This window comes from Kitasatospora sp. NPDC101183, assembly GCF_044767945.1.
Taxonomy (GTDB): domain Bacteria; phylum Actinomycetota; class Actinomycetes; order Streptomycetales; family Streptomycetaceae; genus Kitasatospora.
Map to the genome: position 1 here is coordinate 1 of NZ_JBIWOW010000001.1, position 23,059 is coordinate 23,059.

The following is a 23,059-nucleotide window of genomic DNA, read 5'->3' on the forward strand; positions in this document are numbered from 1 at the left end:
CGCGCGGCCCCCCGGGGGGTCTTTTAATGTGTTATCCCCCCCCCCCCCCCCCCCCACCCCCCCGGGGGGGGGGGGGGCCCCGGCCCCCGCCCCCCCCCCGGGGGGGGGCGCCCCCCCCCCGCCGCGGCGGTCAGACACCCGCGGGCTGCTGGGCCTCTGCGGCAGCGGGAGCCTTCGCCGAGCGGATGGTGACCGCCGCGGCGAGCGCACCGACCAGGGCGAGGGCGGCTGCTCCGAGGAAGGCGGCCGAGAATCCGTCGGTGAGGGCGGCGGCGTCCCCGGTCTCCCGGGAGCCGTGGGCGGCGGCGAGGGCGGTCATGGCGGCCAGGCCGAGCGCGGAGCCCACCTGGTAGCCGGTGTTGACGATGCCGGAGGCCAGGCCGCCCTCCTCGGGCCGGGCGCTGGAGAGTGTCATGCCGAGCGAGGGGATGAAGGCCAGCGACATGCCGACGGCCGCGAGCAGTGAGGCGGGCAGGACGTCGACGGCGAAGCTGCCGTCCGGCCGGGCGAAGGAGAGCCAGAGCATCCCGCCCGCCAGGGCCGCCAGTCCGGCGACGATCAGCGGCTTGGGCCCGAAGCGGGCGATCAGCCTCGGCGCCAGCACGATCATCATCACCATGATCGCGGCGGTCATCGGCAGCAGCGCCGCGCCGGAGGCGAAGGCCTTCAGGCCGAGCACCTGCTGGAGGTAGAGGTTGAGGAAGAACCACATCGGGATCCACGCCGCGGCCATCAGGAACTGGGCGAGGTTCGCACCGGCCAGCCCCGGGCTGCGCCAGATGCCCGGGCGCATCAGCGGCTCGCTCCGCCGGGTCTGGATCGCGACGAAGGCGGCGATCAGCAGCACGCCGACGGCGAGGACGAGCCAGGTGCTCGCGGAGCCCCAACCCGTCTCCGGGGCGCGGACGATGGCGTAGACGGAGGTGGCGAGCCCGGCGGTGACGGTGATCGCGCCGAGCCAGTCGACCGAGCCCCGGCGGGCCTCGGCAGCGGGCATCACCCCGGGCGACATGATCAGCACGGCCAGCGCCACCGGGATGTTGACGAAGAACACCCACTCCCAGCTCAGGTACTGGGTGATGACACCGCCGAGGAACACCCCGGCCGTACCGCCGGCGGGCGCGGCGGCGCCGTACAGGGCGAAGGCCTTGCCCAACTCCTGCGGCCTGCCGCCGAAGAGCGTCATCAGCAGAGTGAGCGCGGAGGGCGCGATCAGCGCGGACCCGGCGCCCTGGAGGGCGCGGCCGGCGAGTTCGACCCAGGCGGTTCCGGCGAGGCCGGCGGCGAGCGAGCCGATCCCGAGGACGATCCAGCCCGCCGCGAAGACCCGCTTGGCGCCGAGGAGGTCGGAGAGGCGACCGCCGAGGAGCAGCAGCCCGCCGAAAGCGACCACGTAGGCGTTGAAGACCCAGGACAGGTTCTCCGGCGAGAAGCCGAGCGCGGTCTGCATCTTCGGCAGCGCCACGCCGATGATCGAGGTGTCCATGATCACCATGAACTGGGCGAGCGCGATCAGCCCGAGCGCCGTCCAACGGCGCGGTGAAGGGGGTGCACTGAGGTCGGACACGGCGGACTCCTCCATCTGACGTGATACCGGGGTGGGGTATCTCCTCGACGCCAGGAAACATACCCCCAAGGGGTATGCCGCACAACCCTTCTCGACTACCCCATGGGGGTATCTGCAGGAGGCGGGACCGGCCGGGAACGCCGAAGCGGCCGGTGACCGGTCGTCACCTGGTCACCGGCCGCTTCGCCACGCCGGAGTCCCCCGCCTCAGCGGCGGCGGGAGCGGCGACCGAGCTCGGAAGGGTCTCCGGGCGGTCCTCGTCAGGTCCTCACGGCTTCAGTCCGTCCGGCCGGCCCCGCCCGCGTCGCGCAGGGCGGACGCACCGAGCACCACCCAGCGGCCCGGCAGCTCGATCCGGTCGCCGTCCGAGGTGAACTCCGTGGTGAGCAGCGGCATTTCGCCGGATGCGAGGACGGTGAGCCCCGCCGCGCGGAAGAGGCCGGCGAAGGCCGTGTCGGCGACCTCCGCCGGGGCCAGGCCGTGGGCGAGGACGGGGCGCAGCTTCGGGGGCGGTCCCGCCGGGCCCCGGGCGAGGCCTCCCAGGACGGCCTTGGCCGACTCGGCCAGCTCGAAGACGAAGGCCCGGCCGCGCTCTCCGAGCAGGTGGGCGACGGCGTCCGCGACGGGCTGCCGATCGGCAGGATCGCTCTGGTGGATCACCCCGCGCACGTACACGTTGGCGTCGCCCAGCCGCCCGTGCAGGGCGCGGACGGCCTCGGGGTCGGTGGCGTCCAACTGGGCGAACTCGGCCCGCCCGGGCCCGTCCGCGCGCCGGGACAGTTCGACGGCGGCGGCGGAGAGGTCGACGCCGACGGCGCGCGGGAACCGTTCGGCGAGGAAGCGGGTCTGGCTGCCGTTCCCGCATCCCAGGTCGACGAACGGAAGTTGACGGTCCGTCAGATACGGTACGAGCAGGGCGAGATGGCGCCGCACGGTGAGCTCCGGCTCCGCGTCCCAGATCACCGATCCGGGCTCCTCGGGCGCGTCGCGCCAGAAGCCCTCCCAGGCGTCCCTGTACCGATTCGTCACGCTCATGGCCGAAACCTCCGGATGTCGCGGGCAGTGTCGGTTTCGTGCCTATCGGCACCGGCCCCGCAGGGCAAGCACCCCCGCCCGGGCGAGGAGAGGTTTTCAACACCGTTCGCAGCCGGGCGGGTTACGCTACGACCTCGCCGAACGGGTGAGTTCACCAACTGATCCCGCGCCCTGGGGCGTTCGGCGCCGTCGACCTTCGGGAGGGAAGCCCGTGCAGGACCGCACCACCTCGGACGAGCAGTTCGCCAAGGACCTCGCCGGTCTGCTGGCCGCGCCGCACACCGTGCCGTTGGGGCTCAAGCCCGGCATCCCGTGGTTCGACTTCGACCTCGCCTTCGAACTCGGTCTCGGCTATGCCAACCGGGGCGAGATCGCCGCCGCCGAGGCCGTCGCCGCTGCTGCGCTGGCCTCCCCCGGGGCGAAGCTCCAGGCGGCGGGCCATCTGCTGACCGCCGTGGTGCACATGAGCCGGGGCCGGTTCCGCCGGGCCTGGTCGGCGGCGGGGAAGGCCGCGAAGGTCACCGACCCGGATGTGGCCGCCGAGGTGGCCTTCGTCCGGGGGTGCTACCACGAAGGGCGCGGGAACCACCGGGACGCGAGCCGCCAGTACGTGCTGGTCACCGACTCCGGGCGGCCCCGGACCTTCGCCCGGGCCGCGCTCGCCATGGGCGGGATGCTGGCGCGCGAGACCCAGGGCTGGGACCAGGACGCCTTCGACACCCTCGACACCGCCGTCGCCACCGGCTTCGCCGAGGTCGTCGGCCCGGCCCTGCTCACCCAGGCGCTGATGGCCGACCGCGTCGGCGACAAGGACCTCGCGGAATCCCGCTACCGCGAGGCCACCCGCTCCCCGGTGCCGCAGACGGCGGCGCAGGCCGCCTTCCACCTCGGCGACATGCTCCGGGCCCGCGGGGAGACGGACGGGGCCCGGGCGCAGTTCGCCGCCGCCGCCCGGTCGAGCTCCCCGGAGTTCTCCGGGAAGGCCGCGCTGGGCCTGGGCATCCTGCTCATGGAGGCGGGCGAGAGCGCCGACGCCCTCGAGGTCTTCACCTTCGCCTCGAACTCCGCCTACGAGCCCGCAGCGGCGCGGGGCCACTGCCACCTCGGCCTGCTGGCGATCGACGCGGGGGACCTCGTGGGCGGCGAGCGCCACCTCAAGATCGCGCTCAAGCACAAGGACCCGCAGGTCAAGGCCGCGGCCGAGACCGGGCTCACCCAGATCCGCGCCGCCCGCCGGTAGCGCCGCGCCCACCCCGGCGCCCCGCCCGACGCCCGCCACGGCGCCCCGACCGGCGCCCCGGGTAATTCGCTGGTGGGGCCACTCGGGCGGCTCCTACAGTGACGGCGGATCACCAAGCCGACCGGGGAGCGGACCATGCGCGTGCAGTACCCGCGGACGCCACACCTGCCCTGGTCCCCGGGCGCCGCGGCCGACGACGTACGGGCGGGGGACGTCACCGGTCTCGCCGGCGCCGAGGTCGTCGTCACGCTCAAGCTGGACGGCGAGAACACCACCCTCTACCGCGACGGCCTGCACGCCCGCTCCCTGGACTCGGCGCACCACCCCTCCCGTGCCTGGGTGAAGTCCCTCCAGGGCCGCATCGCCCCGCGGATCCCCGCCGGCTGGCGGATCTGCGGCGAGAACCTGTTCGCCCGGCACTCCATCGCCCACGACGACCTGGAGAGCTGGTTCTACGGCTTCTCGGTCTGGACGGAGCGCGACACCTGCCTGGGCTGGGACGACACCGTGCGCCTCCTGCGCCGCGTCGGCGTCCCCGCTCCCCCGGTGCTCTGGCGCGGCCGCTACGACGAGAAGGCGCTGCGCGCGCTCACCGCCGCCCTGGACCGGGAGCGGCAGGAGGGGGTCGTCGTCCGCACCGTCGACGGCTTTCCCCGGGCCGAGTTCGGCCGGCGCGTCGCCAAGTGGGTGCGCCCGGACCACGTCCGCACCGACACCCACTGGATGCACGCAGGCGTGGTGCCCAACGGGCTCGCCCCGGCCGCCGCCCTGTGGGCCGTACGCTCCGGCGCGCGGCCCGATCCGGCGGCGCTGGCCGAGGCGCTCGACTGCCCGGAACTCCCCTTCTCCGGCGCAGAGTTGGACGAGGCCTCGGACCGGCTCGACGAGCTCGGCCGCACCGGCGACGCCCGCCTGGCCGGAGTGCTCGCCACCGGGCTGCGCACCGCCCGGCGCCCGCAGCTGGCGGCCCGGCTCGCCGGCCCGCTCGGCCTGCCGCTCGCCCGCCGGGTCGCCGACCTGGTCGCGCTCCATCCGGGCCTGCACCAGCCGTACCCGGACGAGGAGCGCCGCGCCGGGCTGGCCCGCCTCGCCGAGGCCGCCGACCTCGGGGTGCTGCACGCCCTCGCCGCGACCGCCGCCGACGGCGAGGAGCAGCGCGAGCTGGTCGCCTGGTCGCGGCTGCACGCGGAGGACGCCGGGCTGCTCGACCCCGACGGCGGCCCGCCCGAGCGCCTGCGCGCGCACCTGCGCGAGGCGCTGGCCGGCCTCGCCCCCGAGGCCGCCGACCGCTGCCTGGCCCAGGCCCGCGAGGCGTTCGGCCTCGGCCGCGTCTCCACCGGGGAGGAGGCCGTGGCCGCCACCTGGCGCTGGCGCGAGGGCGCCTTCCCCCGGCTGGTCCACCTCACCGGCCCGGCGGGCAGCGGCAAGAGCACCTTCACCGCCTCGCTCGCCGGGGTCGACGCCGTCGTGTCGCTGGACGAGCTGCGCGGCGGCCGGGGCTCGCGCTCCGACCAGCGCGACAACGCCGAGGTGCTGCACGAGGGCCTGGAGCGGCTCTCCGCCGCACTCGTCCCCGGCGCGACCGTCGTCTGGGACGCCACCTCGCTGACCCACCAGCAGCGCTCACTGGTGCACGGCGTCGCCCGGCGCCGAGACGCCCTGGTGACCCAGGCCGTCCTGGTCGTCGACGAGGCCGAGTTGCGGCGCCGCAACGCCGTCCGGCCGCATCCCGTCCCGCCGGACCTCCTACTCGCCCAGACCCGCCGCCACCAGCCGCCCTACCCCGGCGACGCCCACCGCACCTGGTACGTCGGCGCCGGTGGCACCGTGGAGGACACGGCGGGGTCGCTGGACGCCGAGCCCGCCTGAGCCGCACCCGAACCCGTCCGACCCCCAGGAGCAGCGATGCGTCCCATCGAACAGATCTGCCGGCGCATCCGCTGGGACGCCCGCTTCGACCCGGCGCGCTTCGTCCTCGGCGTGCTGCAGCGCGGCGGCGGCGTCAAGCGCGCCCCGCTGGAGGCCTTCACCGCCGCCGGGGACATCCCCTGGCACCGGGTGCGGTTCGTCGAGGCGGACGACGTCCGGGTGTGGGACCGCGACACCGGCGTGGACGACCTCGACCGCACGGAGGCCGGGCGGTGCACCGACCCGCACGGGCTGCCCTCGCCCTTCTTCACCGCGACCGCCCCGCACGCCTGGCGGCCCCGCGTCGGCTGGGGCCCGGCCGCCGACGCCGCCGACTCCTCCGACGCCTCAGATTCCTCCGACGCCGGTCACGGCCACCGGCTGCGGGTGGTCACCTGGAACACCCTGTGGGACCGCTACGACGCCGAGCGGATCGCCACCGCCCGCCGACGGCCGCTGCTGCTCGCCGCGCTGGAGGCGGCCGACGCCGACGTGATCGCCCTCCAGGAGGTCGAACCGGCGCTGGCCTCCGCGCTGTCGGCCGCGCCCTGGGTCCGGGCGGGGTACGTCCTGCACCTGGGCCCACTGGAGCCGGACGTCGACCGGTACGGCCTGCTGCTGCTCAGCCGCCTGCCCGTGCTGGCCGCCGGGCAGCACGCGCTGGGCCCGCACAAGGCGGTGGCCGCCGTCACCGTCCGGGCCGCAGGGGCACCGCTGACCGTCGCCGCCGTCCACCTCAGCAGCGACCACTCGCCGAACGGCGCGGCCCGGCGGCAGGCCGAACTCGCCCGGCTCGCCGAGGGGTTCGCCGGGGTGGAGGGCGAGCTTCTGCTGCTCGGGGACTTCAACGACGGCCGCTCCGGCCCCGAGGGCCCCGCCGCCGCCCTCGGCCTGCTCGACGCCTGGTCGCAGGCCCACGGCCCCGGGGACGACACCCCGACCTTCGACCCCTCGCGCAACCCGCTGGCCGCCGTCTCCTCCCTCAGCGGCCGCGCCGCCCGGCTGGACCGGGTGCTGCACCGCGCGTCACGCACCCGCGTCACCTCGGCCGTCCTGCTCGGCGACCACCCGGACGAGGACCGGCTGCACCCCTCGGACCACTACGGAGTGGCCGTCGACCTCGCCTTCGACGACGGCCCGGGCGCGGAGGCGCTCGACGCCGCGCCGAGCGCCCGTACGGCCGTCGCCTGGCTGCCGCCCGAGGAGCCGTGGCCGCCGATCCAGCGCCTGCGCGCCGCCCACGACCCGCAGGTGCGGCGCTGGCCGCCGCACGTGAACCTGCTGTTCGGCTTCGTCCCCGAAGCGGATTTCGACCGCGCCGTTGCTCTGCTGGGCCGGGCCGCCGCCGAGGTGGCGCCGTTCACGGCCCGGCTCGACGGGGTGCACAGCTTCGGCCACCGCGAGGACGCCACCGTCTGGCTGGACCCGGCCGCCGACTCCGCCGAGCCGTGGGCCGCGCTGCGGCGGGCGCTGGAGCGCCGCTTCCCCCGCTGCCGGGGCCGTGCCGAGGGCTTCACCCCGCATCTGACGCTCGGCCGCAGTGCCGACCCGCAGCGCGCGGCCGCCGAGTGCGCGGCGGCGCTCGGGGCGGTGACGGCCCGGGTCGGCGAACTCGTGGTGCTCTCGCGCCGGGGCGAGGAGCCGATGCGCCCGCGCGCCGTGGTCTCCCTGGGCACCGGCGAGGTCCGGACACTCGACGGGGAGTCGGGCACCCCTCCGGACCGTGAGGCCCCCGAACGCACGGCCGCCGCCCGGGAGTTGGCCGAGCGGATCGCGGCGGCGCTGCCGGAGGGCATGGTCCGTACGGTCGGCTCGCGGCGGCTGGGCTGCCAGCTGGACGGCGGCGACATCGACCTGGTCGCGGCGCTGCCCGGCACCGTCGACCTGCCCGCCCTCCGCGCCCGGGTGGCGGCGGCGCTTCCGCAGGCCCGGGAGCCGAGGGAGGTGCGCGGCGCCCGGGTGCCGGGGCTGCGGCTGGAGGCGGAGGGCCTGACGGTGGACCTCGCGGTGGTCCCCACCGGCGCGCTCGACCCTGCCCTGGCCGTCGAGCGGCGCTCGGAGCTGGGCGAGGCGGCGGCCGTGGCGCTGAGCGCCGTCTCGGACGCGGAGGCGATCCTGACGGCCGTCGGGGAGCGGCACGCGGCCTTCGTCCGGCTGGCCCGCCAGGTGAAGGCCTGGGCGCGGGCACGCGGCCTGGACTCGGCCCCGTTCGGCCAACTCCCCTCCCTGGCCTGGTCGGTGCTGGCCGCCCGGACGGTGCTGGACGCGGACTCGCCCCACGGGGACCTGTTCGCCGCCTTCGCGGAGACCTGGGCGGGCTGCGACTGGCGCCGTCCGGTCGGCCTGGACGGCGACGCGGCGGAGCGGGAGGCCGACGGCCTGACCGTCCTCACCCCCTCCGCGCCCGTCCGCAGCTGCACAGCGCAGGTCGGCGCCGACCTGAGGGAGCTGCTCGCCGAGGAGCTGTACCGGGCCTGGCTGCTGGCCACCGAACACCCCGACCCCTGGCCCGAGTTGCTCACCCCACCGCCGTTGCACCGGCGACACGCCGCCTGGGCCGTGGTCGCCGCCGACCCGGAGTCGGTCGGCCCGGCCCGGGGCCGGATGCGGGCCCTGCTCACCGCCCTGGAGGAGGCCGGCACACGCCACCTGCACGCCTGGCCCCGCCCGTACCACTCCGGCGGCCGGGCGCACTTCGCGATCGGCCTCGGCCCCGACCCACTCACGCCGCACCGCCTCGCGCCGATCGCCCGCGCCTGGTCGCGCGGCCTGCCCGGCGTCGACGTCACCCACGCCCCTGGCGGCTCGGTGCCGACCCTCGCCTGACTCGACGCGGGACCGGTCCGGTCCGTCGTCAGGGCGCCCAGGGCAGCCGTACCGCCTCGATCTCGGGGTCGTTCAGCAGCGCTTCGGCGAGGGCCGGGGGTCCGGCGACCTTGGTCGCCCACAGGTCGTAGTCGGTGCACGCGACCCAGGAGCGGTCCTCCGCCCAGAGGTTGGACGGGCTGAACGGGGCCTCGGGATTGTCGTAGAGAGCCGCGGCATCGCCGAGGCGGCCGGCCCGCACATGGAGGTTGTCGAAGTCGAAGGCCCCGAGCATCAGCGGGTTGTAGTAGGCCAGGCAGCGGGTGTCCGGCCCTGCGGGGGCGCGCTCGGCGAGGATGCCGACCAGGCGGTTCCAGGTCTCACGGTCCAGGCTTCCCTCGGTGGGCGGGACGATGCCGAGCGGCCAACTGCCCTCCTTCTTCGCCGAGGGGAAGCAGCGGTACGAGGGCAACAACCCGTCGGGCACGACGGGATCGCCGGTCCGCCGGGCGAGTTCCGCCCACCGCAGCCGCCGCCAGCCGGGGCCGGGGTGCTCGGCCCGGCCGAGGCCGCCTCCTGTGGCGATCCCCACTTCGAGGTCGATGCCCGCCACGGTGTCGGGCTGGATGCTGCCGTCCGCCAGACCCGCCTGGCGGTACTCGTGGTACGAGACCTCGGCCGGCCCCCGCTCGTGCTCGTACATGGCGTTGAGCACCCAGACGGCGTCGGGCAGCGCGGGCGGCATGAACCCGGTCGTGCCGTCGCCGCACAGCTCCACCAGCCAGTCGGTCGCACCGGACGGCGCGAGCGGCCACAGATCTGACAGCGGATTCGGCTCCTCGGACATGCGGTCATGATCCCATTCGGGTCGGCCGGCCTCCGTGCGGGGGCCACTCCCGAAAACTCTGAAAATTATATTGCGCAACTTTTCTTTCGGACCTACGGTTGTGCCATGCCCGCCGAGCCGAACCCGCAGCCCGAACCACAGCTCGATCCGAAACCGGACCCCCGGCCCGATCCGCAGCGGATCACCGACCTGACCCGACTCAAGGCCTTCACCAACCCCCTGCGGATGCAGCTCTACCGGCTGCTCTTCGCCGCCGGCTCCGCGACCGCCTCCCAGCTCGCCGAACAGATCGACCAGGCGCCCTCACTGGTCAGCTACCACCTGCGCAAGCTCGCCGAACTCGGCTTCGTCACCGAGGCCCCCGGGCGCAGCGGCGACGGCCGCGAGCGCTGGTGGCGGCTCCCCGACGAGGAGGGCTGGAGCTTCCGCGACTCGGACTTCCGGGGCTCCCCCGAGGGCCAGGCCGCCGTGGAGGCGGTCGGCCTCGCCCTCCTGGACACCCGCATCGCCCAGTACCGCGCCTACCTCTCCCAGGCCCCGGCCTGGAGCGCCGAGTGGACGGACGCGGCCTTCGCCTCCGAGTGGATGGCCGAGCTCACCGCCGCCGAACTCGACGAGATGGGCGCCGAGTTGAACGCCCTCGCCCGGCGCTGGCGCGAACGCGGCCAGGCCGCCCGGGAGTCCGGGGACACCGAAGGCCGCGAACACGTCTCCCTCCACCTGTACGGCTTCCCGTTCCGCCCCTGACCAGCCCCCGCTCCTGACCAGCCCCGCTCCTTCACGGCCGCCGGAAGGCCGTCCCCCGCGCCGCGTGACGCCCCCGCGTGCCCGGACGGCCTCCGGCCGCGCCCTTCCGCACACCGCACGGCACAGCACCTCCCCCTGCCCGGTCCCGCCCCGACCACCCGGAGTCCGCCATGCCCGCCATACCCGCCACGGCCGCCGACACGGAGACCGCCGCACCCCTCGCCCCGCCCGCCCACCGCGACGGCAACGTCCTGCGCTGGCTCGCCGCCTACACCGTCTCCCTCGTCGGCGACGGCATCTACTTCCTCGCTCTCGGCTGGTCCGCCCAGCGCGCCGGGAGCCCGGCCGAGGTCGGCCTGGTGATGGCCGCCGGAGGCGTCCCCCGGGCCGTCCTGATGCTCGGCGGCGGCGTGATCGCCGACCGCTTCGACCCGCGCCGGGTCATCCTCGGCAGCGACGCGCTGCGCTGCGCCCTCATCCTCTCGGTGGCCGCCGCCGTCGCCCTGACCACGCCCGCGCTCTGGCTGCTGGTCGCGGTGGCGCTGGTCTTCGGCGCCGTCGACGCCCTGTTCGTCCCGGCCGTCGGCGCCCTGCCCGCCCGGGTCACCAGCCCCGACCAGCTGGCCCGCGTCACGGCCCTGCGCTCGCTCGCCATGCGCATCGGCCAGATCGCGGGCCCCCCGATCGGCGGACTGGCCATGGGCCTCGGCGGCCCGTCCGCCGCCTTCACCACCGCCGGCGTGCTGTTCGCGCTCTCCCTGCCGCTGCTGCTGACCGTCCGGATCCGCCCGCTCGACGCCCCCGCCGAGGCCGCCCGCGCCACCGGCACCGTGCGCTCGGACCTCGTCGACGGGCTGCGCTACCTGCGCGGCCACCGTCTGATCGGTCCGCTGATGCTGGCCGGCGGCATCTCCGAGCTCTGCCTCAACGGCACCCTGAACGTCGGCATGGTGCTGCTCAACGCCGAGCGCGGCTGGGGCCCGTCCGGGTACGGCTGGATCATCGCCGGGTTCGGCGTCGGCGCCTCCGCGAGCGCGGCCCTGCTGGCGCTGGCGGGCTGGGTGCCGCGGGCGGGGCTGTCCCTGTCCGTCTCGCTGCTGGTCGCCAGCGCCTCGGCGGCCGGGCTGGGCCTGGTGCCGAGCCTGTGGGCCGCGGTGGCCCTCGCGGTGACGGCGGGCCTGGCGGCGGGCACCTTCGGCAGCCTGTCCAACACCCTCGTCCAGACCTCGGCCGACCCCGCCTACCTGGGCCGCGTCGTCTCCGTCCTGATGCTGAGCTCGCTCGGCCTGGCCCCGCTCGCCTACCCGGTGGTCGGTGCGGCCATCGGCGCCTGGGGCTCCGCGCCGGTCTTCCTCGCCTGCGGGGCCTGCGGCTGCCTGGGCCTGGTCTTCCTGCTGGCCTCCCCGGCCGTACGCCGCGCCGAACTCCCCCGCCGCGCCCGATGATGGAAGAAGAGAGCGCCGTCGGCACGGATTCAGGTGGCTCTCCTCCAGACTCCGCGTCGGGCGCGCCGGCGAGATGAGAGGAGAAGATCTCATGGGTGCGACCCTCTTCCAGATACCGGTCGATTCACTACCGGACGGTGCAGGTGCCCTCGCGGCGAAACAGAACGAGGCCCAGGTCCTCGCGGACAAGCTGCTCACCGCCACTCAGGCCGCCGGTGATCCCGGAGTGTCCGGCATCGGGTCCGCCGCGCACGAGGTGGTGGCCGCGATCGGGCAGGGGGACTCGATGCAGAGTGTGCAGCAAGCGGCGAGCAACCTGCACGACCGGCTGGGGCAGAACACCGCGACTCTCGGCACCCAGGCCACCCAGGTGATCAACAGGTCGGAGAACGTCCTGTCGTCCATCTCCGACGCCGTCACGTCGATCGGCGCCGTGCACGACAGCACGAGCGCGGCGGTCGCGCTGAACAAGACCTCGACCGCGCTGGACGGGACAGCCGCCCTGTCAGGCATCATCGGCCTCATCGTGGTCGCGGCGGGGTTCCCGCCCGCAGGTGTGGCCATCGGCTCCGTCACCGGTGTCATCGCGGGCATCAGCTTCGTCGTGCGGAAGGTCTCCGACGCCATCGCGCCTTCCGCCCAGGACGGCTCCGGGCCCAGCTCGGCCGAGGTCCAGCAGCTGGACGCCGAGGTCATGGCCGCGGTCGCGGACGCCAAGGCGGCGGGCGACAAACTGACCACGGACATCGGTGAGCTGTCGGCACAGATCGACGCGATCGAGAAAGCGGTGAAGGACGCGGCCGCGGGCACGAACCCGGACGGGACCGGCAGCAGTGGCAGCGACGGCCCTGGCGGAGGCGGCAGCAATGCCCCCGGCGGAGGCGGAGACGACACCGGAGGCAACAACCCCTCCGACGACGGCAGCAACACCGGCGCCTCCACCGATTCGCCGGCGCCGACCAGTGACAGCGCTCCCACCGGTGGCGGGGACACGGGCGGCACCACCGGCGCCGGTGACACCCCCGGCGGCGAGCCCACCGGCACCGGCGGGAGCGACAGCGGCGGGAGCGCCGGGGGCGAAGGAGAAGCCGGCGGGGGCGGGGCCGGAAGCGAAGGCGCGGGAGGAGGCGCCGAAGCCGGAGGCGGAGGTGAAGGCGCGGGCAGCGGAGGAGGCGCCGAAGCCGGAGGCGGAGGGAGCGGCGGAGGGGGCGGCGGCGGAGGGAGCGGCGGAGGGGGCGGCGGCGAAGGCGGCGGCGGAGGGAGCGGCGGAGGGGGCGGCGGCGAAGGCGGCGGCGGCGAAGGCGGCGGCGGCGAAGGCGGCGAAGGGGGCGGCGGCGGCGGGATTATCGAGCCCGGATTCGGCTCGACGATCACCCCCATTGAGGAGCATCCCGAATAGACCAGGTCAAACAGCCGGACGGCCGACACCAGCCTCGCCCGGCAAGGCCGCCGGATTCCTCATCCTGCGCAGGAAGTCGGCCGGGCCGACCTCCTGCGCACCGTCAGCGCGTCCTAGAACGCCGAGTTGGCGAACCACAGGTCCAGCAGTTCCCCGTCACCGGACACGGTGACCCCCTGCGCCGAGCGGTCGAGGCGGCCGTAGAGGAGGAGCAGCAGGTCGGCGGCAGTGGCCGCGACGGTGGCGGCGGCGGCTCCGTCGCTCGTGTCCAGGCCGAAGCCGTCCGGGCGCAGGCGGACCAGCCAGTCGCCGTCCCCGTCCGTGCGGGTGAAGCGGATCGCGCGGTGCTCTGCGCGCAGTTCGGCCGTGCGCGGGGCGAAGGAGGCCGCGTTGGGCAGGTTCGTCAGGAACTCGTCGACGCCGTCGGCCGCGAGGGCCGGGTCGATGTCGGCCTGCAGGCCGAGCGCGAGTTCGCCGTCGACGCGGTGGACGAGGGTTTCGAAGAGCATCCGGCGTACCCAGAACCGGGCGTGCTGGTCGACGCCCCAGGCCCACATCGGCGCGTCGAGGTCGATCGCGGCGAACGCCGTGTCGGCCTCCGCCGCAGCCTCGGCGAGCCACGCCGGGTAGTCCTCGGCCTGCTCGGGCAGCTTCAGCTCGACGCGGCGTTCGGTGGGCGGCTGCTGGATGCGCTGGAGCAGCAGGGCGGTGAACCAGCGCTGGACGCTGCCGGCGTGGCGGACGAGGTCGATGAGGGTCCAGCCGGGGCAGGTGGGGACCGAGGTGGCCGGGTCGGCCGACCGTACGGCGGCGACGAACCGGGCGGTCTCGGCGGACACGGCGGCGACGTGCTCGTTCTGGTGCATGTGAGGGCGCTCCTGGGCGGGCGTGGTGTGCGCTTGCACGCATGGACGTTTCATGACGTGAAGCAACGGCGACGCTAGGGCTCAAAGGTTGAGCCTGTCAAACATCCACCCACGCCCGCCCCCGGCTCACGGCTTCCGGGCGACGACCACCGTGGCGTCCAGCTCCTCCTCCTGGGCGGCCTCCGCGCTCAGCCCGGCCTCCCGGGCCACCGACAGCGCCCACGGCAGCTGCCGCTCGCTGGTCTCGAACAGCAGCGCCCCGCCCGGGGCGAGCCAGCGCGGCGCGTCGGCCGCCACCCGGCGCAGCACGTCCAGCCCGTCCGCCCCGCCGTCCAGCGCCGGGCGGGCCTCGTACAGCCGGGCCTCGGGCGGCAGCAGCTCGATGTCCCCGGTGGGGACGTACGGGACGTTGGCGAGCAGCACGTCGACGCGACCGAGCAGGTCGTCGGCGGGCAGGGCGTCGAAGAGGTCCCCCTCGTACGCCCGGCCGGCGACGGCGGCGAGGTTGCGCCGGGCGCAGCGGACGGCCGCCGGGTCGACGTCGGCCGCGTACAGCCGTACGGGGTGCGGTGCGGCGTGGGCGACGGCCGCGCCGAGGGCGCCGGTGCCGCAGCACAGGTCGACGACCACGGCGCCGGGGGTGGTGAGCGCGGTGGCGGTGGCGGCGAGGAACTCGCTGCGGCGGCGCGGTACGAAGACGCCCGGGTCGACGGCGATCCGCAGACCCGCGAACTCGGCCCAGCCGACGACGTGTTCGAGCGGCCGCCCGGCGGCGCGGTCGCGGACCATGGCGGCCAGTTCGGCCGGGGTGGAGGCGGAGGAGAGCAGGATGCGCGCCTCGTCCTCGGCGAAGACGCACCCGGCGGCGCGCAGGCGGGAGACCACGGAGGATCGGAGGGCGGAGGAGGAGAAGACCGGCACAGAGGACCCCTTGGGGAGATCGGGAGGAGGCGATGTGGAATCCGCCAGGGCTCCCGTCAGGGCCGTCGACGCGTCGGCGCGCGCACGCTAGGCGTGTACGTCGCCCACGCGGCCGCGCTCCGGGAGCACCCGCTCGGACGTTCCGTTGATGGGGCTCACCTCCTTCGGTCGCGGTCGTACTCGGCGCCGGACACCTTACCTCATGTCCGGCGCCGATGATCAAGCCCTCGAACGGGCCCGATCGAACGAGCCGATCGGACGGGCTGCTCGGGCGAGCCGCTCAGGCCAGCTGCTCAGGCCAGCTGCTCGGCGACCAGCTCAGCGAACTCCTCCGGGCTCATGACCTGTACGCCCAGCTCCTCCGCCTTGGCCCGCTTGGATCCCGCCTTCTCGCCCGCGACCAGCAGGCTGGTCTTCTTGGACACCGAGGAGGAGGCCTTGCCGCCCGCGCGTTCGATCAGCTCGTTCATCGCGTTGCGGGAGAGCTCGGCGAGGGCGCCGGTCATGCTGCCGGTGACGACGACGCTCCGGCCGGCCAGCGGACCGCCTCCGGTCTCCTCCGTGGGTACGGTGGCGGCGGAAGCGGAAGGGGCCGGGGCCGGGGCGGCCGGCTCGGTGACCTGGGTGCCCACGCCCTGCTCCGCGAGGCGGTCCAACAGCGGCGCCACCTCGGTGAGTTCGGCCAGGACCATGGCCGCCTTCTCGGGGCCGATGCCGTCCACCCCGGCGAGCCCCTCGGCGTCGGCGGCGCGGATGGCGGCCATGCTGCCGAAGTGCGCGGTGATCCGGCGCGACATCGTGCGGCCCGTACCGCGGATGCCGAGAGCGCAGAAGACCCGGTTGAGCGGCCGGGTGCGGGCCGTCTCGATGGCGGCGAGCAGCTTGTCGGCGCTGGTCTCGCCCATCCGGTCCAGGGTGAGCAGCTGCTCCCGGGTGAGGGTGAAGATGTCGGCGAGGTCCGCGACCAGGCCGGTCTCGACGAGCTGGACGGCCCGGGTGCCGCCGAGGCCCTCGATGTCCAGCTGGTCGCGCCCGGCCGCGTAGATCACCGAGGCGACGGCCTGGCAGCCGCGCCCGCGCACGCAGCGCCAGCGCTGCTCGGAGGTGTCGATGGCGTCCCCGCAGCGGGGGCAGACCTCGGGGAAGGCGATGGGCTCCTCGGCGCCGGTGCGCTCCTCGACCAGCGGCGCCTCCACCCGCGGGATCACGTCACCCGCCCGGTAGACGAAGACCTGGTCGCCGATCATCAGGCCGCGCCGCTCGATGTCGGCGGGGTTGTGGAGCGTCGCGTAGGTGACGGTGACGCCGTCGATGACGACCGGTTCGAGGACGGCGCGGGGCGCGATGATGCCGGTGCGGCCGACGTTCCACTCCACGCCGAGCAGCCGGGTGACCTTGTGCTGGGCCTGGAGCTTGCGGGCCACGGCCCAGCGCGGCGCCCGGGAGCCGGAGCCGGCCGCCTCCTGGTCGGCCACCGCGTCCGCCTTGATCACGACGCCGTCGATGCCGAAGGGCAGCGCGGCGCGCAGGGCGGCGATATCGTCGACGCGCTGCTGCACCTCGGCGAGGGTGGCGCAGCGCAGGGGCGCGGCCTCGGTGGTGGCGGCGGTGTTGGCGCCGAGTTCGGCGATCCGCGAGAGCAGGGCGGCGTGGTCGAGGCCGGGCAGGCCGTGGGCGTCGTAGCCGAAGAAGGTGAGCTCGACGCGGTAGGCGCGGTCCTTGGCGCGGAGCGTCCCGGCGGCGCCGCTGCGCGGGTGGGCGAAGGGGGTGGCGCCGTGGGCGGTGCGGGCGGCGTTGGCCTGCTCGAACTGCTCCTGGGTGAGGAGGACCTCGCCGCGCAGTTCGACGTCCACCGGTTCGGCCAGTTCGGCGGGCAGGCCGAGCACCGCGTCGGCGGCGGCGGTGATGTCCTCGCCGGCCAGGCCGTCGCCTCGCGTGAGCACCTGGGCGAGGCGGCCGGCGCGGTAACGGGCGGCGACGGCGAGGCCGTCCAGCTTCGGCTCGACGCACCAGGCGGCGACGGGGCGGCCGAGGCGGCGCTCCAGGCCGGCGGCCCAGGACTCCAGCTCCTCAGCGGAGAAGACGTTGTCGAGCGAGAGCATCGGGGTGCTGTGCGGGACGTCGCCGACCGCCGCGCCCCCGGCCACCTTGCCGGTGGGCGACTCGGGCAGCACCTCGCCGGGGTGGGCCTGCTCGTAGGCCTCGACGGCCCGCACCAGGGCGTCGTACTCGTCGTCCCCGAGCGGCGTGGAGCCGTCGCCGTAGTACGCCGCGGCCGCCCGTACGGCGGTGGCGACGGCGTCGGCGTACGCCTCGGGGGAGGACAGGACTGCGGTGGCCACCTGGGCGGATGCGTCGTTCATACCGTCATCATGACGACCGCCACCGACAATTCCGCCCGAGCGCGGCCGGACCGCCGCGCCGGCCGCCCCGGGCTCTCCGGGCTCTCCGGGCTCTCCGGGCTCTCCGGGGCGGCTGGTGTCAGGCGGGCCGGGGTGACGGGAGCGGGTGCGGTAGGCGCCGACACGGTCGAAGTGCGCAGCCCCCGACTCCGACCTGCCCCCGTGACGACCGGCGGACGTCCTGTCCCCTGTCCCCCGCTCCCCCACGCGCCCGGGTCGACCGGCTGCTACCCGACCCGGCTCAGCCCGTCCGCCCGACCCGCCCGGGCGGCGGGTTCGCGCTCGGGCCCGGCGAGCAGGATCGCCCGCTGGAGGCGCCGCAGCCCGTTGCCCGGCTCCATGCCCAACTCCCGCACCAGGGTGGAGCGCAGGCGCTGGTACGCCTCCAGGGCCTCGCCGCGCCGACCGGAGCGGTGCAGGGCGACCATGTACTGGCCGTGCAGGCTCTCGTGGGTGCGGTAGCGGTCGACGAGGACGGTGAGCTCGGCGATCAGGGCGCGGTGGCGGCCGAGTCTCAGGTCCGCCTCGATCCGCTGGTCCAGCGCGTACAGCCGGGACTCCTCCAACCGCTTGGCCTCGACGGCGAGTCGGCCGCCGGTCGGCAGGTCGGCGAAGGCCGGGCCGCGCCAGACGGCCAGGGCCTCGGCCAGCAGGCTCGCGGCCCGGGCGTGGTCCTCGTCGTCCATGGCGCGGTAGCCGAGCCCGGCCAGGCGCTCGAACTCGGCGACGTCCGCCGCTCCCCCGCTGCCGAGCAGCCGGTAGCCCCCGGGCGAGGTGACCAGGACGTCCTTGGCGCAGCCGCCCTCTCCCGGGCCCAACGCCAGTGCCCGGTGGATCAGTTCGCGCAACTGGAGGACGTACGTCTGCACGGTGGTGCGGGCACTGCGCGGCGGCCGGCCGGACCACAGCTCCTCCGCCAGTTGCCCGGCGGGCACCACCTCGCCGGCCCGCAGCGCCAGCAGGCCGAGCACCTGCCGGGGCTTGGGCGCCGACGGCACCACCGAGACCCCGCCCACCCGGACGTCCAGCGCCCCGAGCACCCGAATGTCCACGTTGACCACCCCGACCACCCCCACCTCACACGGAACGCCGCAGGCGCCCATGCCGCGGCCGGCACCCGGGTCGACACTCCTGGGGCACCTGCGACCAGTCAAAAACAGGTCATGCGGTTTGTCAACGGAAAACCGAACGTGCTGTTTTTTTGTGAGAGTGAACGATGGGCGGGTCGCACGGGCACCCGTGGCGGTGGCGCGCCCTGCTCAGGCCGCGCCGGCTTCGCCCTCGGCTCCCTTGCGGGCCGCCGCGACCTCGGCCACCACCTGGGCACCGCGCTCCGGCCCCATCCGCAGGGCGCCGAGCACGCCCGGCACCGCGATGCTCGGCATCAGGTGCTGGTACAGCCCCGCCACCCGCTCCTCCAGGTCCGCGCGGCCGGACAGCTTCTGGGACTGGATCTGCACGCCCGTCCAGGCCGCGGTCAGCAGCCAGGCCGTGTCCGCCGGGACGACGTGCGGCAGCAGTTCGCCGCGCTCGCCGGCCGCGACCAGCAGCCCCTCCATCCGCCCGATCCAGCCGGGGATCGCGCCTCCGAGGTCGTCCAGCACGTCCTGGCCGAGCGAGAGCCGGGCGCCCGCACTGAGCAGCGGATCGCGCGGCATCAGGTGGGCCACCACCATTCCCGTGTCCACGAATTCCTGGAGCTTGCAGGTGCGTTCGGGAACGCCGTCCTGGGTGAACTGCTCCTCCACCACACCCTGGGCGAGATCCCGCTTGGAGGCGAAATGGAAATAGACCGCGCCGCGCGTCACACCGGCCCGGGCGACCACCTCGCCGATGGTGGCACCCTCGTACCCGTGCTCGTCGAAGACCGACGCCGCGGCCTCCAGGATCAGCCGACGCGTACGAACCGCCCGCTCCTGCCGCACCACCGCAACCACCCGCCCTGAGCCGTCCCTCAAACAAAACCAAACCAACCACCCCGTATCTTAGCGATCACCCGCCCGAGGGCGACAGGACGAACCCCGACTTCCGCCCCACCTGTTTCTCCTCCCCCACCCAACCCCTTTCGCATCGGCCTCTCATGGCCTTCTCATTCGGCCCGCACCGGCCGAACCATCGGGACATCACAGGACACGCGCCCCTCGGCCGCCATCGGGTGCCCGTTGGACGACCGACCCGAATCCGACGCCAAAACCGAACGATCGGTTTCCTTCATCGGATTCAGGCCGCCCAGTCGGTTTCTCAGCCCAGCACCGCCACGGCCTCCACCTCCACCAACTGGTCGTGGTAACCGAGCACCGCCACCCCGAGCAGCGTGCTCGGGGCGTCGTGCTCGCCCATGTACGCGCGGTACACGTTCCACACCGCGACCAGGTCGGCCTGGTCCGAGGAGGCCACGTACACCGTCGTCCTGGCGATGTCGGTCAGCCCCGCGCCGGCGTCCTCCAGGGCGGTTATCAGATTGCGCATCACCTGATGGGCCTGCGCCTCGAAATCACCGACCGCCACCGTCCTCCCCTCCTCGTCCAGCGGGCAGGCGCCGGCCAGCCAGAGCGTACGGACCGGGGCCTCGACCAGTGCCGCGTACGCGTAGTCGACGGCGGGGGTCAGACGGGAATTGCGGATCAGCTTCACGGACGTTTTCACAGGCGCGTTCCCGACCGTGTTCTCAGCCGTGTTCTCAGCCGTCTTCTCGGGCGCGTTCTCGGTCGTGCTCATGGGGCCTCCGATGCTTCGAGGGACTGCGGAACCGAACGTTCGCGCCCATGGTTGGCCCGACCGGCTGGACGGTCAATCGGTTTTCGGGCGAACTCCCGTTCCCCGTAGGGCCCGTGCGTTTGCGATTCACCTGCACGGGTGATGGCGGCCGGGCCCGCCGACCCGGAATCCTGGTCTCTTCCGCACCGAGCCCGGGAGACCGCCATGGCCATGGAGTCACCGATGGAGTCCGAGCGGCCCGACCACGGCCGGTCCCCCGGAGTCGCCCGCCGCCGCATGCTCGGCCTGGCCCTCGGCGCCGGGCTCGCCCCCGCCCTGACCGGCGCCGCGCAGGCCGAGCCCGCCGAAGCCACCGCCGCCGGGCACACCGCTGACACCGCGCCCGCCGCCGCCCTGGGCCGCCGCGTCGCCGCCGTGGCCGCCTCCCAGCTCGGCGTCCCCTACGCCTGGGGCGGCGGCGACCGGCTCGGCGCGAGCCTCGGCTTCTGCGACGAGGACAACGGCTACCTCGACGGCGTCTGCCTCGGCGAGAGCACCGTCGGCTTCGACTGCAGCGGCCTCTCCCTCTACTGCTGGTACCGCGCCAGCCACGGCACCGTCGAGCTCGGCCACTACACCGTCGCCCAGTTCCACCGCAGCGCCCCGGTCGAGCGGCCCGACCTCGCCCCCGGCGACCTGCTGTTCTTCTCCCGCCCGGACGCCCCGCTGCACCACGTCGGCGTCTACGCGGGCGAGGGCGCCATGATCCACGCCGAGCGCACCGGCACCCTGGTCGCCCGCGTCGAGCACGTCCTCGACGTCCCGCGCTGGGCGGGCGAGTTCGCGGGCGCCCGCCGCCCCGGCCCGCCGTCCGCCTGATCCCTACGAGCCCCGCCCGGCCCGCTCCCCCAGCCCCTGGTGCACCCGCAGCAGCAGCGCCTGGAGCGCCTCCCGCTCGCCCGCGTCCAGCGGCGCCAGCACCTCCTCCTGCACGGCCCGCGCCAGCCCGTCCAGCTCCGCCAGCAGCGCCCGCCCGGCCGGGGTGACGGACACCGACACCCGCCGCCGGTCCGCCGCGTCCCGGGCCCGCTCGACGTACCCGGCCACGGCGAGCTGGTCGGCCACCTTCGCCAGGTCGCTCGGGTCGATCCCCAGCCGCCCGACCAGGTCCCGCTGCGCCTGCGGCCCGAAGTCGGCGAGGGCGGCCAGCACGGCCATGTCCCACAGCCGCAGCCCGCGTTCGGCCAGCCGCTCGGCGAGCCGGCCGCGCGCCGCCTTGCCCACCTTGGAGAGCAGATAGGTGCTCAGGTCCAACAGCGTGGGCGGCAGGGAGCGACCGGGGGGAGGGGCGTCGGAAACCATGGCGGCAGTCTAGGGTCTTTCCCTATAGTGGGTTGAGACCCACTAATTCGAGAGGGCGGACGCAACCGCCCCTCCCGCCCCAGGAGTTCGCCCGTGGACGCCCTCTACCCCCGCCTGCTCGTCACCCGCTTCGCCGAGTGCTTCGCCTTCTACCGCGCCGTCCTGCCCGCCCTCACCGGCGCCGTCCTCGACAAGGGAACACCCGAGGGCCCGTACGCCAACTGGGACGTCGACGAGCAGGCCGTCCTCGCGCTCTACGACCGCGCCGCGATGGCCGCCGACCTCGGCACCGCCCACCTCCCGGCCCGCCCGGCGGCCGACGCGCAGGACGCCGCGATGATCGTCCTGCGCGTCGACGACGTGGACGCCGCACTCGCCCTGTGCCTGAGCAGCGGCGGCGCCCTCCTCGCCCCGGCCACCGACCGCCCGCAGTGGGGCCCCACCCTGCGCAGCGCCCATCTGCGGGACCCGGAGGGCCATCTGATCGAGCTCCAGTCCTACTGACCGGCGCCGGCCCCCTCCTCCCACAGGTTCGGCGAGCAGTCCGCCACCAGCGCGCCGATCCGCGCGAGGGCGTCCTCGGCCGGCATCGGGTCGAGCCGCCGGCCGTCCCGCAGCCGCAGCGCGACCCGGTCGTCCACGGCCTCCTTCGCCCCGACCACCGCCTGGTACGGCACCAGCCGGGCCTCCCGGATCCGCGCGCCGAGGCTCCCGTACTCCGGCCCGGCCAGTTCCGCCCGCAGCCCGAGCTCCAGACAGCGCGCCCGCAGCCGCTCGGCCTGCGGCACCTCCGCCTCGGAGACCGGCAGCAGCACGACCTGCACGGGCGCCAGCCAGGCCGGGAACGCGCCGCCGTACAGCTCGATCAGGTGGGCGACGACCCGCTCCACGCTGCCGATCACGCTGCGGTGCACCATCACCGGCCGGTGCCTGCCGCCGTCCGGGCCGATGTAGTGCAGGCCGAACCGCTCCGGCTGGTGGAAGTCGATCTGGACGGTGGAGAGGGTGAACTCGCGCCCGGCTCCGTCGGCGATCTGCACGTCGATCTTGGGCCCGTAGAAGGCGGCCTCGCCCTCCGCCGCCTCGAACGGCACCCCGGAGCGCTCCAGGACCTCGGTGAGCAGCGCCACCGCCCGCTCCCACAGGGCGGGGTCGGCCACGTACTTGCCGCCCTCGCCGGGCAGCGAGAGCCGGTAGCGCACGGGCACGATGCCGAGCGCCCGGTGCGCCTCGCGGATCAACTCCAGTGCGGCCACGGCCTCGTCGGCCGCCTGCTCCGGGGTGCAGAACACGTGCGCGTCGTTCAGCTGGATCGCCCGGACCCTGGTCAGCCCGCCCAGCACCCCGGACAGTTCGGAGCGGTACATGCCGCCCAACTCGGCCATGCGCAGCGGCAGTTCGCGGTAGCTGTGCGGCCGGGCGCGGTAGATCAGGGCGTGGTGCGGGCACAGGCTCGGCCGCAGCACCATCTCCTCGGCGCCGAGCCGCATGGGCGGGAACATGTCCTCGCGGTAGTGCTGCCAGTGGCCGGAGATCTCGTAGAGCTCGCGTTTGCCGAGCACCGGGGAGTAGACGTGCCGGTAGCCGGCCAGGCGTTCGCGCTCGCGGATGAACTCCTCGAGCGCGTGCCGGATCGCGGCGCCGTCGGGCAGCCAGTACGGCAGGCCGGAGCCCATCAGGGGGTCGGTGTCGAAGAGGTCCAGCTCGCGGCCGAGCTTGCGGTGGTCGTGGCGGTCGCGCTGGTCATGCTGGTCGTGCTGGTCGTGCTGGTTCACGGGGTTCTCCACTCGGGTGTGCCGCGCGGGCGAGTGGGAGCCG

At 74.9% G+C, this 23,059-nt stretch carries 19 protein-coding genes; 8 read left to right on the plus strand and 11 right to left on the minus strand.

The genetic code is table 11. From position 1 onward, the window contains the following. Positions 1-130: 130 nt before the first annotated feature. Positions 131-1,567, minus strand: coding sequence for an MFS transporter (locus tag ACIRRS_RS00005; protein WP_402962394.1), 1,437 nt, complete (start codon positions 1,565-1,567; stop codon positions 131-133). 276 nt (positions 1,568-1,843) lie between these two features. Continuing rightward, on the minus strand, positions 1,844-2,602 hold the full coding sequence (locus ACIRRS_RS00010) for a class I SAM-dependent methyltransferase (RefSeq protein WP_402962397.1): 759 nt from the start codon (positions 2,600-2,602) through the stop codon (positions 1,844-1,846). 211 nt (positions 2,603-2,813) lie between these two features. On the opposite strand from ACIRRS_RS00010, the gene ACIRRS_RS00015 reads away from it, so the two are divergent. From ACIRRS_RS00015 to ACIRRS_RS00025, 3 genes are all read left to right on the plus strand, one after another. After that, entirely contained in the window at positions 2,814-3,842 is a 1,029-nt protein-coding gene (locus ACIRRS_RS00015; RefSeq protein ID WP_402962400.1) for a tetratricopeptide repeat protein, read from the plus strand. A gap of 135 nt (positions 3,843-3,977) precedes the next feature. After that, a complete protein-coding gene (locus tag ACIRRS_RS00020; protein ID WP_402962402.1) occupies positions 3,978-5,711 on the plus strand; it encodes an RNA ligase family protein in 1,734 nt (577 codons plus the stop codon). A gap of 36 nt (positions 5,712-5,747) precedes the next feature. Next, positions 5,748-8,576 (plus strand): RNA repair domain-containing protein, encoded by a 2,829-nt coding sequence (locus ACIRRS_RS00025; protein ID WP_402962405.1) that lies wholly within the window; start codon positions 5,748-5,750, stop codon positions 8,574-8,576. A gap of 28 nt (positions 8,577-8,604) precedes the next feature. Here ACIRRS_RS00025 and ACIRRS_RS00030 read toward each other — a convergent pair whose 3' ends face one another. After that, on the minus strand, positions 8,605-9,402 hold the full coding sequence (locus ACIRRS_RS00030; protein ID WP_402962407.1) for a hypothetical protein: 798 nt from the start codon (positions 9,400-9,402) through the stop codon (positions 8,605-8,607). Positions 9,403-9,507: 105 nt separating this feature from the next. On the opposite strand from ACIRRS_RS00030, the gene ACIRRS_RS00035 reads away from it, so the two are divergent. The 3 genes from ACIRRS_RS00035 (at position 9,508) to ACIRRS_RS00045 (ending at position 12,993) form a co-directional block, all read left to right on the plus strand. Further along, on the plus strand, positions 9,508-10,149 hold the full coding sequence (locus ACIRRS_RS00035) for an ArsR/SmtB family transcription factor (protein WP_402962410.1): 642 nt from the start codon (positions 9,508-9,510) through the stop codon (positions 10,147-10,149). Between the two features lie 170 nt (positions 10,150-10,319). Beyond that, positions 10,320-11,594, plus strand: a complete 1,275-nt coding sequence (locus tag ACIRRS_RS00040) for an MFS transporter (protein ID WP_402962412.1) — start codon at positions 10,320-10,322, stop codon at positions 11,592-11,594. Positions 11,595-11,685: 91 nt separating this feature from the next. After that, positions 11,686-12,993 carry a hypothetical protein gene (locus ACIRRS_RS00045; RefSeq protein WP_402962415.1) on the plus strand — a complete coding sequence of 436 codons (1,308 nt, stop codon included), beginning with the start codon at positions 11,686-11,688 and terminating at the stop codon, positions 12,991-12,993. A gap of 113 nt (positions 12,994-13,106) precedes the next feature. Here the strand turns inward: ACIRRS_RS00045 and ACIRRS_RS00050 are convergent, their stop codons facing one another. From ACIRRS_RS00050 to ACIRRS_RS00075, 6 genes are all read right to left on the minus strand, one after another. Beyond that, complete coding sequence (locus tag ACIRRS_RS00050) at positions 13,107-13,859, minus strand: maleylpyruvate isomerase family mycothiol-dependent enzyme (RefSeq protein WP_402962417.1); 753 nt, start codon at positions 13,857-13,859, stop codon at positions 13,107-13,109. A 126-nt stretch (positions 13,860-13,985) separates the two neighbouring features. Next, positions 13,986-14,780, minus strand: coding sequence for a putative protein N(5)-glutamine methyltransferase (locus ACIRRS_RS00055; RefSeq protein ID WP_402962420.1), 795 nt, complete (start codon positions 14,778-14,780; stop codon positions 13,986-13,988). Positions 14,781-15,073: 293 nt separating this feature from the next. Next, positions 15,074-17,143, minus strand: a complete 2,070-nt coding sequence (ligA, locus tag ACIRRS_RS00060; RefSeq protein ID WP_402962422.1) for an NAD-dependent DNA ligase LigA — start codon at positions 17,141-17,143, stop codon at positions 15,074-15,076. 266 nt (positions 17,144-17,409) lie between these two features. Beyond that, entirely contained in the window at positions 17,410-18,234 is an 825-nt protein-coding gene (locus tag ACIRRS_RS00065; RefSeq protein WP_402962425.1) for a BTAD domain-containing putative transcriptional regulator, read from the minus strand. Positions 18,235-18,441: 207 nt separating this feature from the next. Then, positions 18,442-19,110, minus strand: coding sequence for a ScbR family autoregulator-binding transcription factor (locus tag ACIRRS_RS00070; RefSeq protein WP_402962427.1), 669 nt, complete (start codon positions 19,108-19,110; stop codon positions 18,442-18,444). 313 nt (positions 19,111-19,423) lie between these two features. Next, on the minus strand, positions 19,424-19,900 hold the full coding sequence (locus ACIRRS_RS00075) for a RidA family protein (RefSeq protein ID WP_402962430.1): 477 nt from the start codon (positions 19,898-19,900) through the stop codon (positions 19,424-19,426). A gap of 204 nt (positions 19,901-20,104) precedes the next feature. Between ACIRRS_RS00075 and ACIRRS_RS00080 the strand changes: the two genes are divergently transcribed. Beyond that, entirely contained in the window at positions 20,105-20,758 is a 654-nt protein-coding gene (locus ACIRRS_RS00080) for a C40 family peptidase (RefSeq protein WP_402962432.1), read from the plus strand. 3 nt (positions 20,759-20,761) lie between these two features. Here ACIRRS_RS00080 and ACIRRS_RS00085 read toward each other — a convergent pair whose 3' ends face one another. Continuing rightward, a complete protein-coding gene (locus tag ACIRRS_RS00085; RefSeq protein ID WP_402962435.1) occupies positions 20,762-21,241 on the minus strand; it encodes a MarR family winged helix-turn-helix transcriptional regulator in 480 nt (159 codons plus the stop codon). Between the two features lie 93 nt (positions 21,242-21,334). Between ACIRRS_RS00085 and ACIRRS_RS00090 the strand changes: the two genes are divergently transcribed. After that, the gene (locus ACIRRS_RS00090; RefSeq protein WP_402962437.1) at positions 21,335-21,745 is read left to right on the plus strand and encodes a VOC family protein; all 411 of its coding nucleotides are present in this window, start codon (positions 21,335-21,337) and stop codon (positions 21,743-21,745) included. On the opposite strand, the gene thrS is transcribed toward ACIRRS_RS00090, so the two are convergent. After that, positions 21,739-23,016: a threonine--tRNA ligase gene (gene thrS / locus ACIRRS_RS00095; protein WP_402962440.1), complete on the minus strand. Its 1,278-nt coding sequence runs from the start codon at positions 23,014-23,016 to the stop codon at positions 21,739-21,741. The genes ACIRRS_RS00090 and thrS overlap by 7 nt on opposite strands. Positions 23,017-23,059 lie beyond the last annotated feature (43 nt).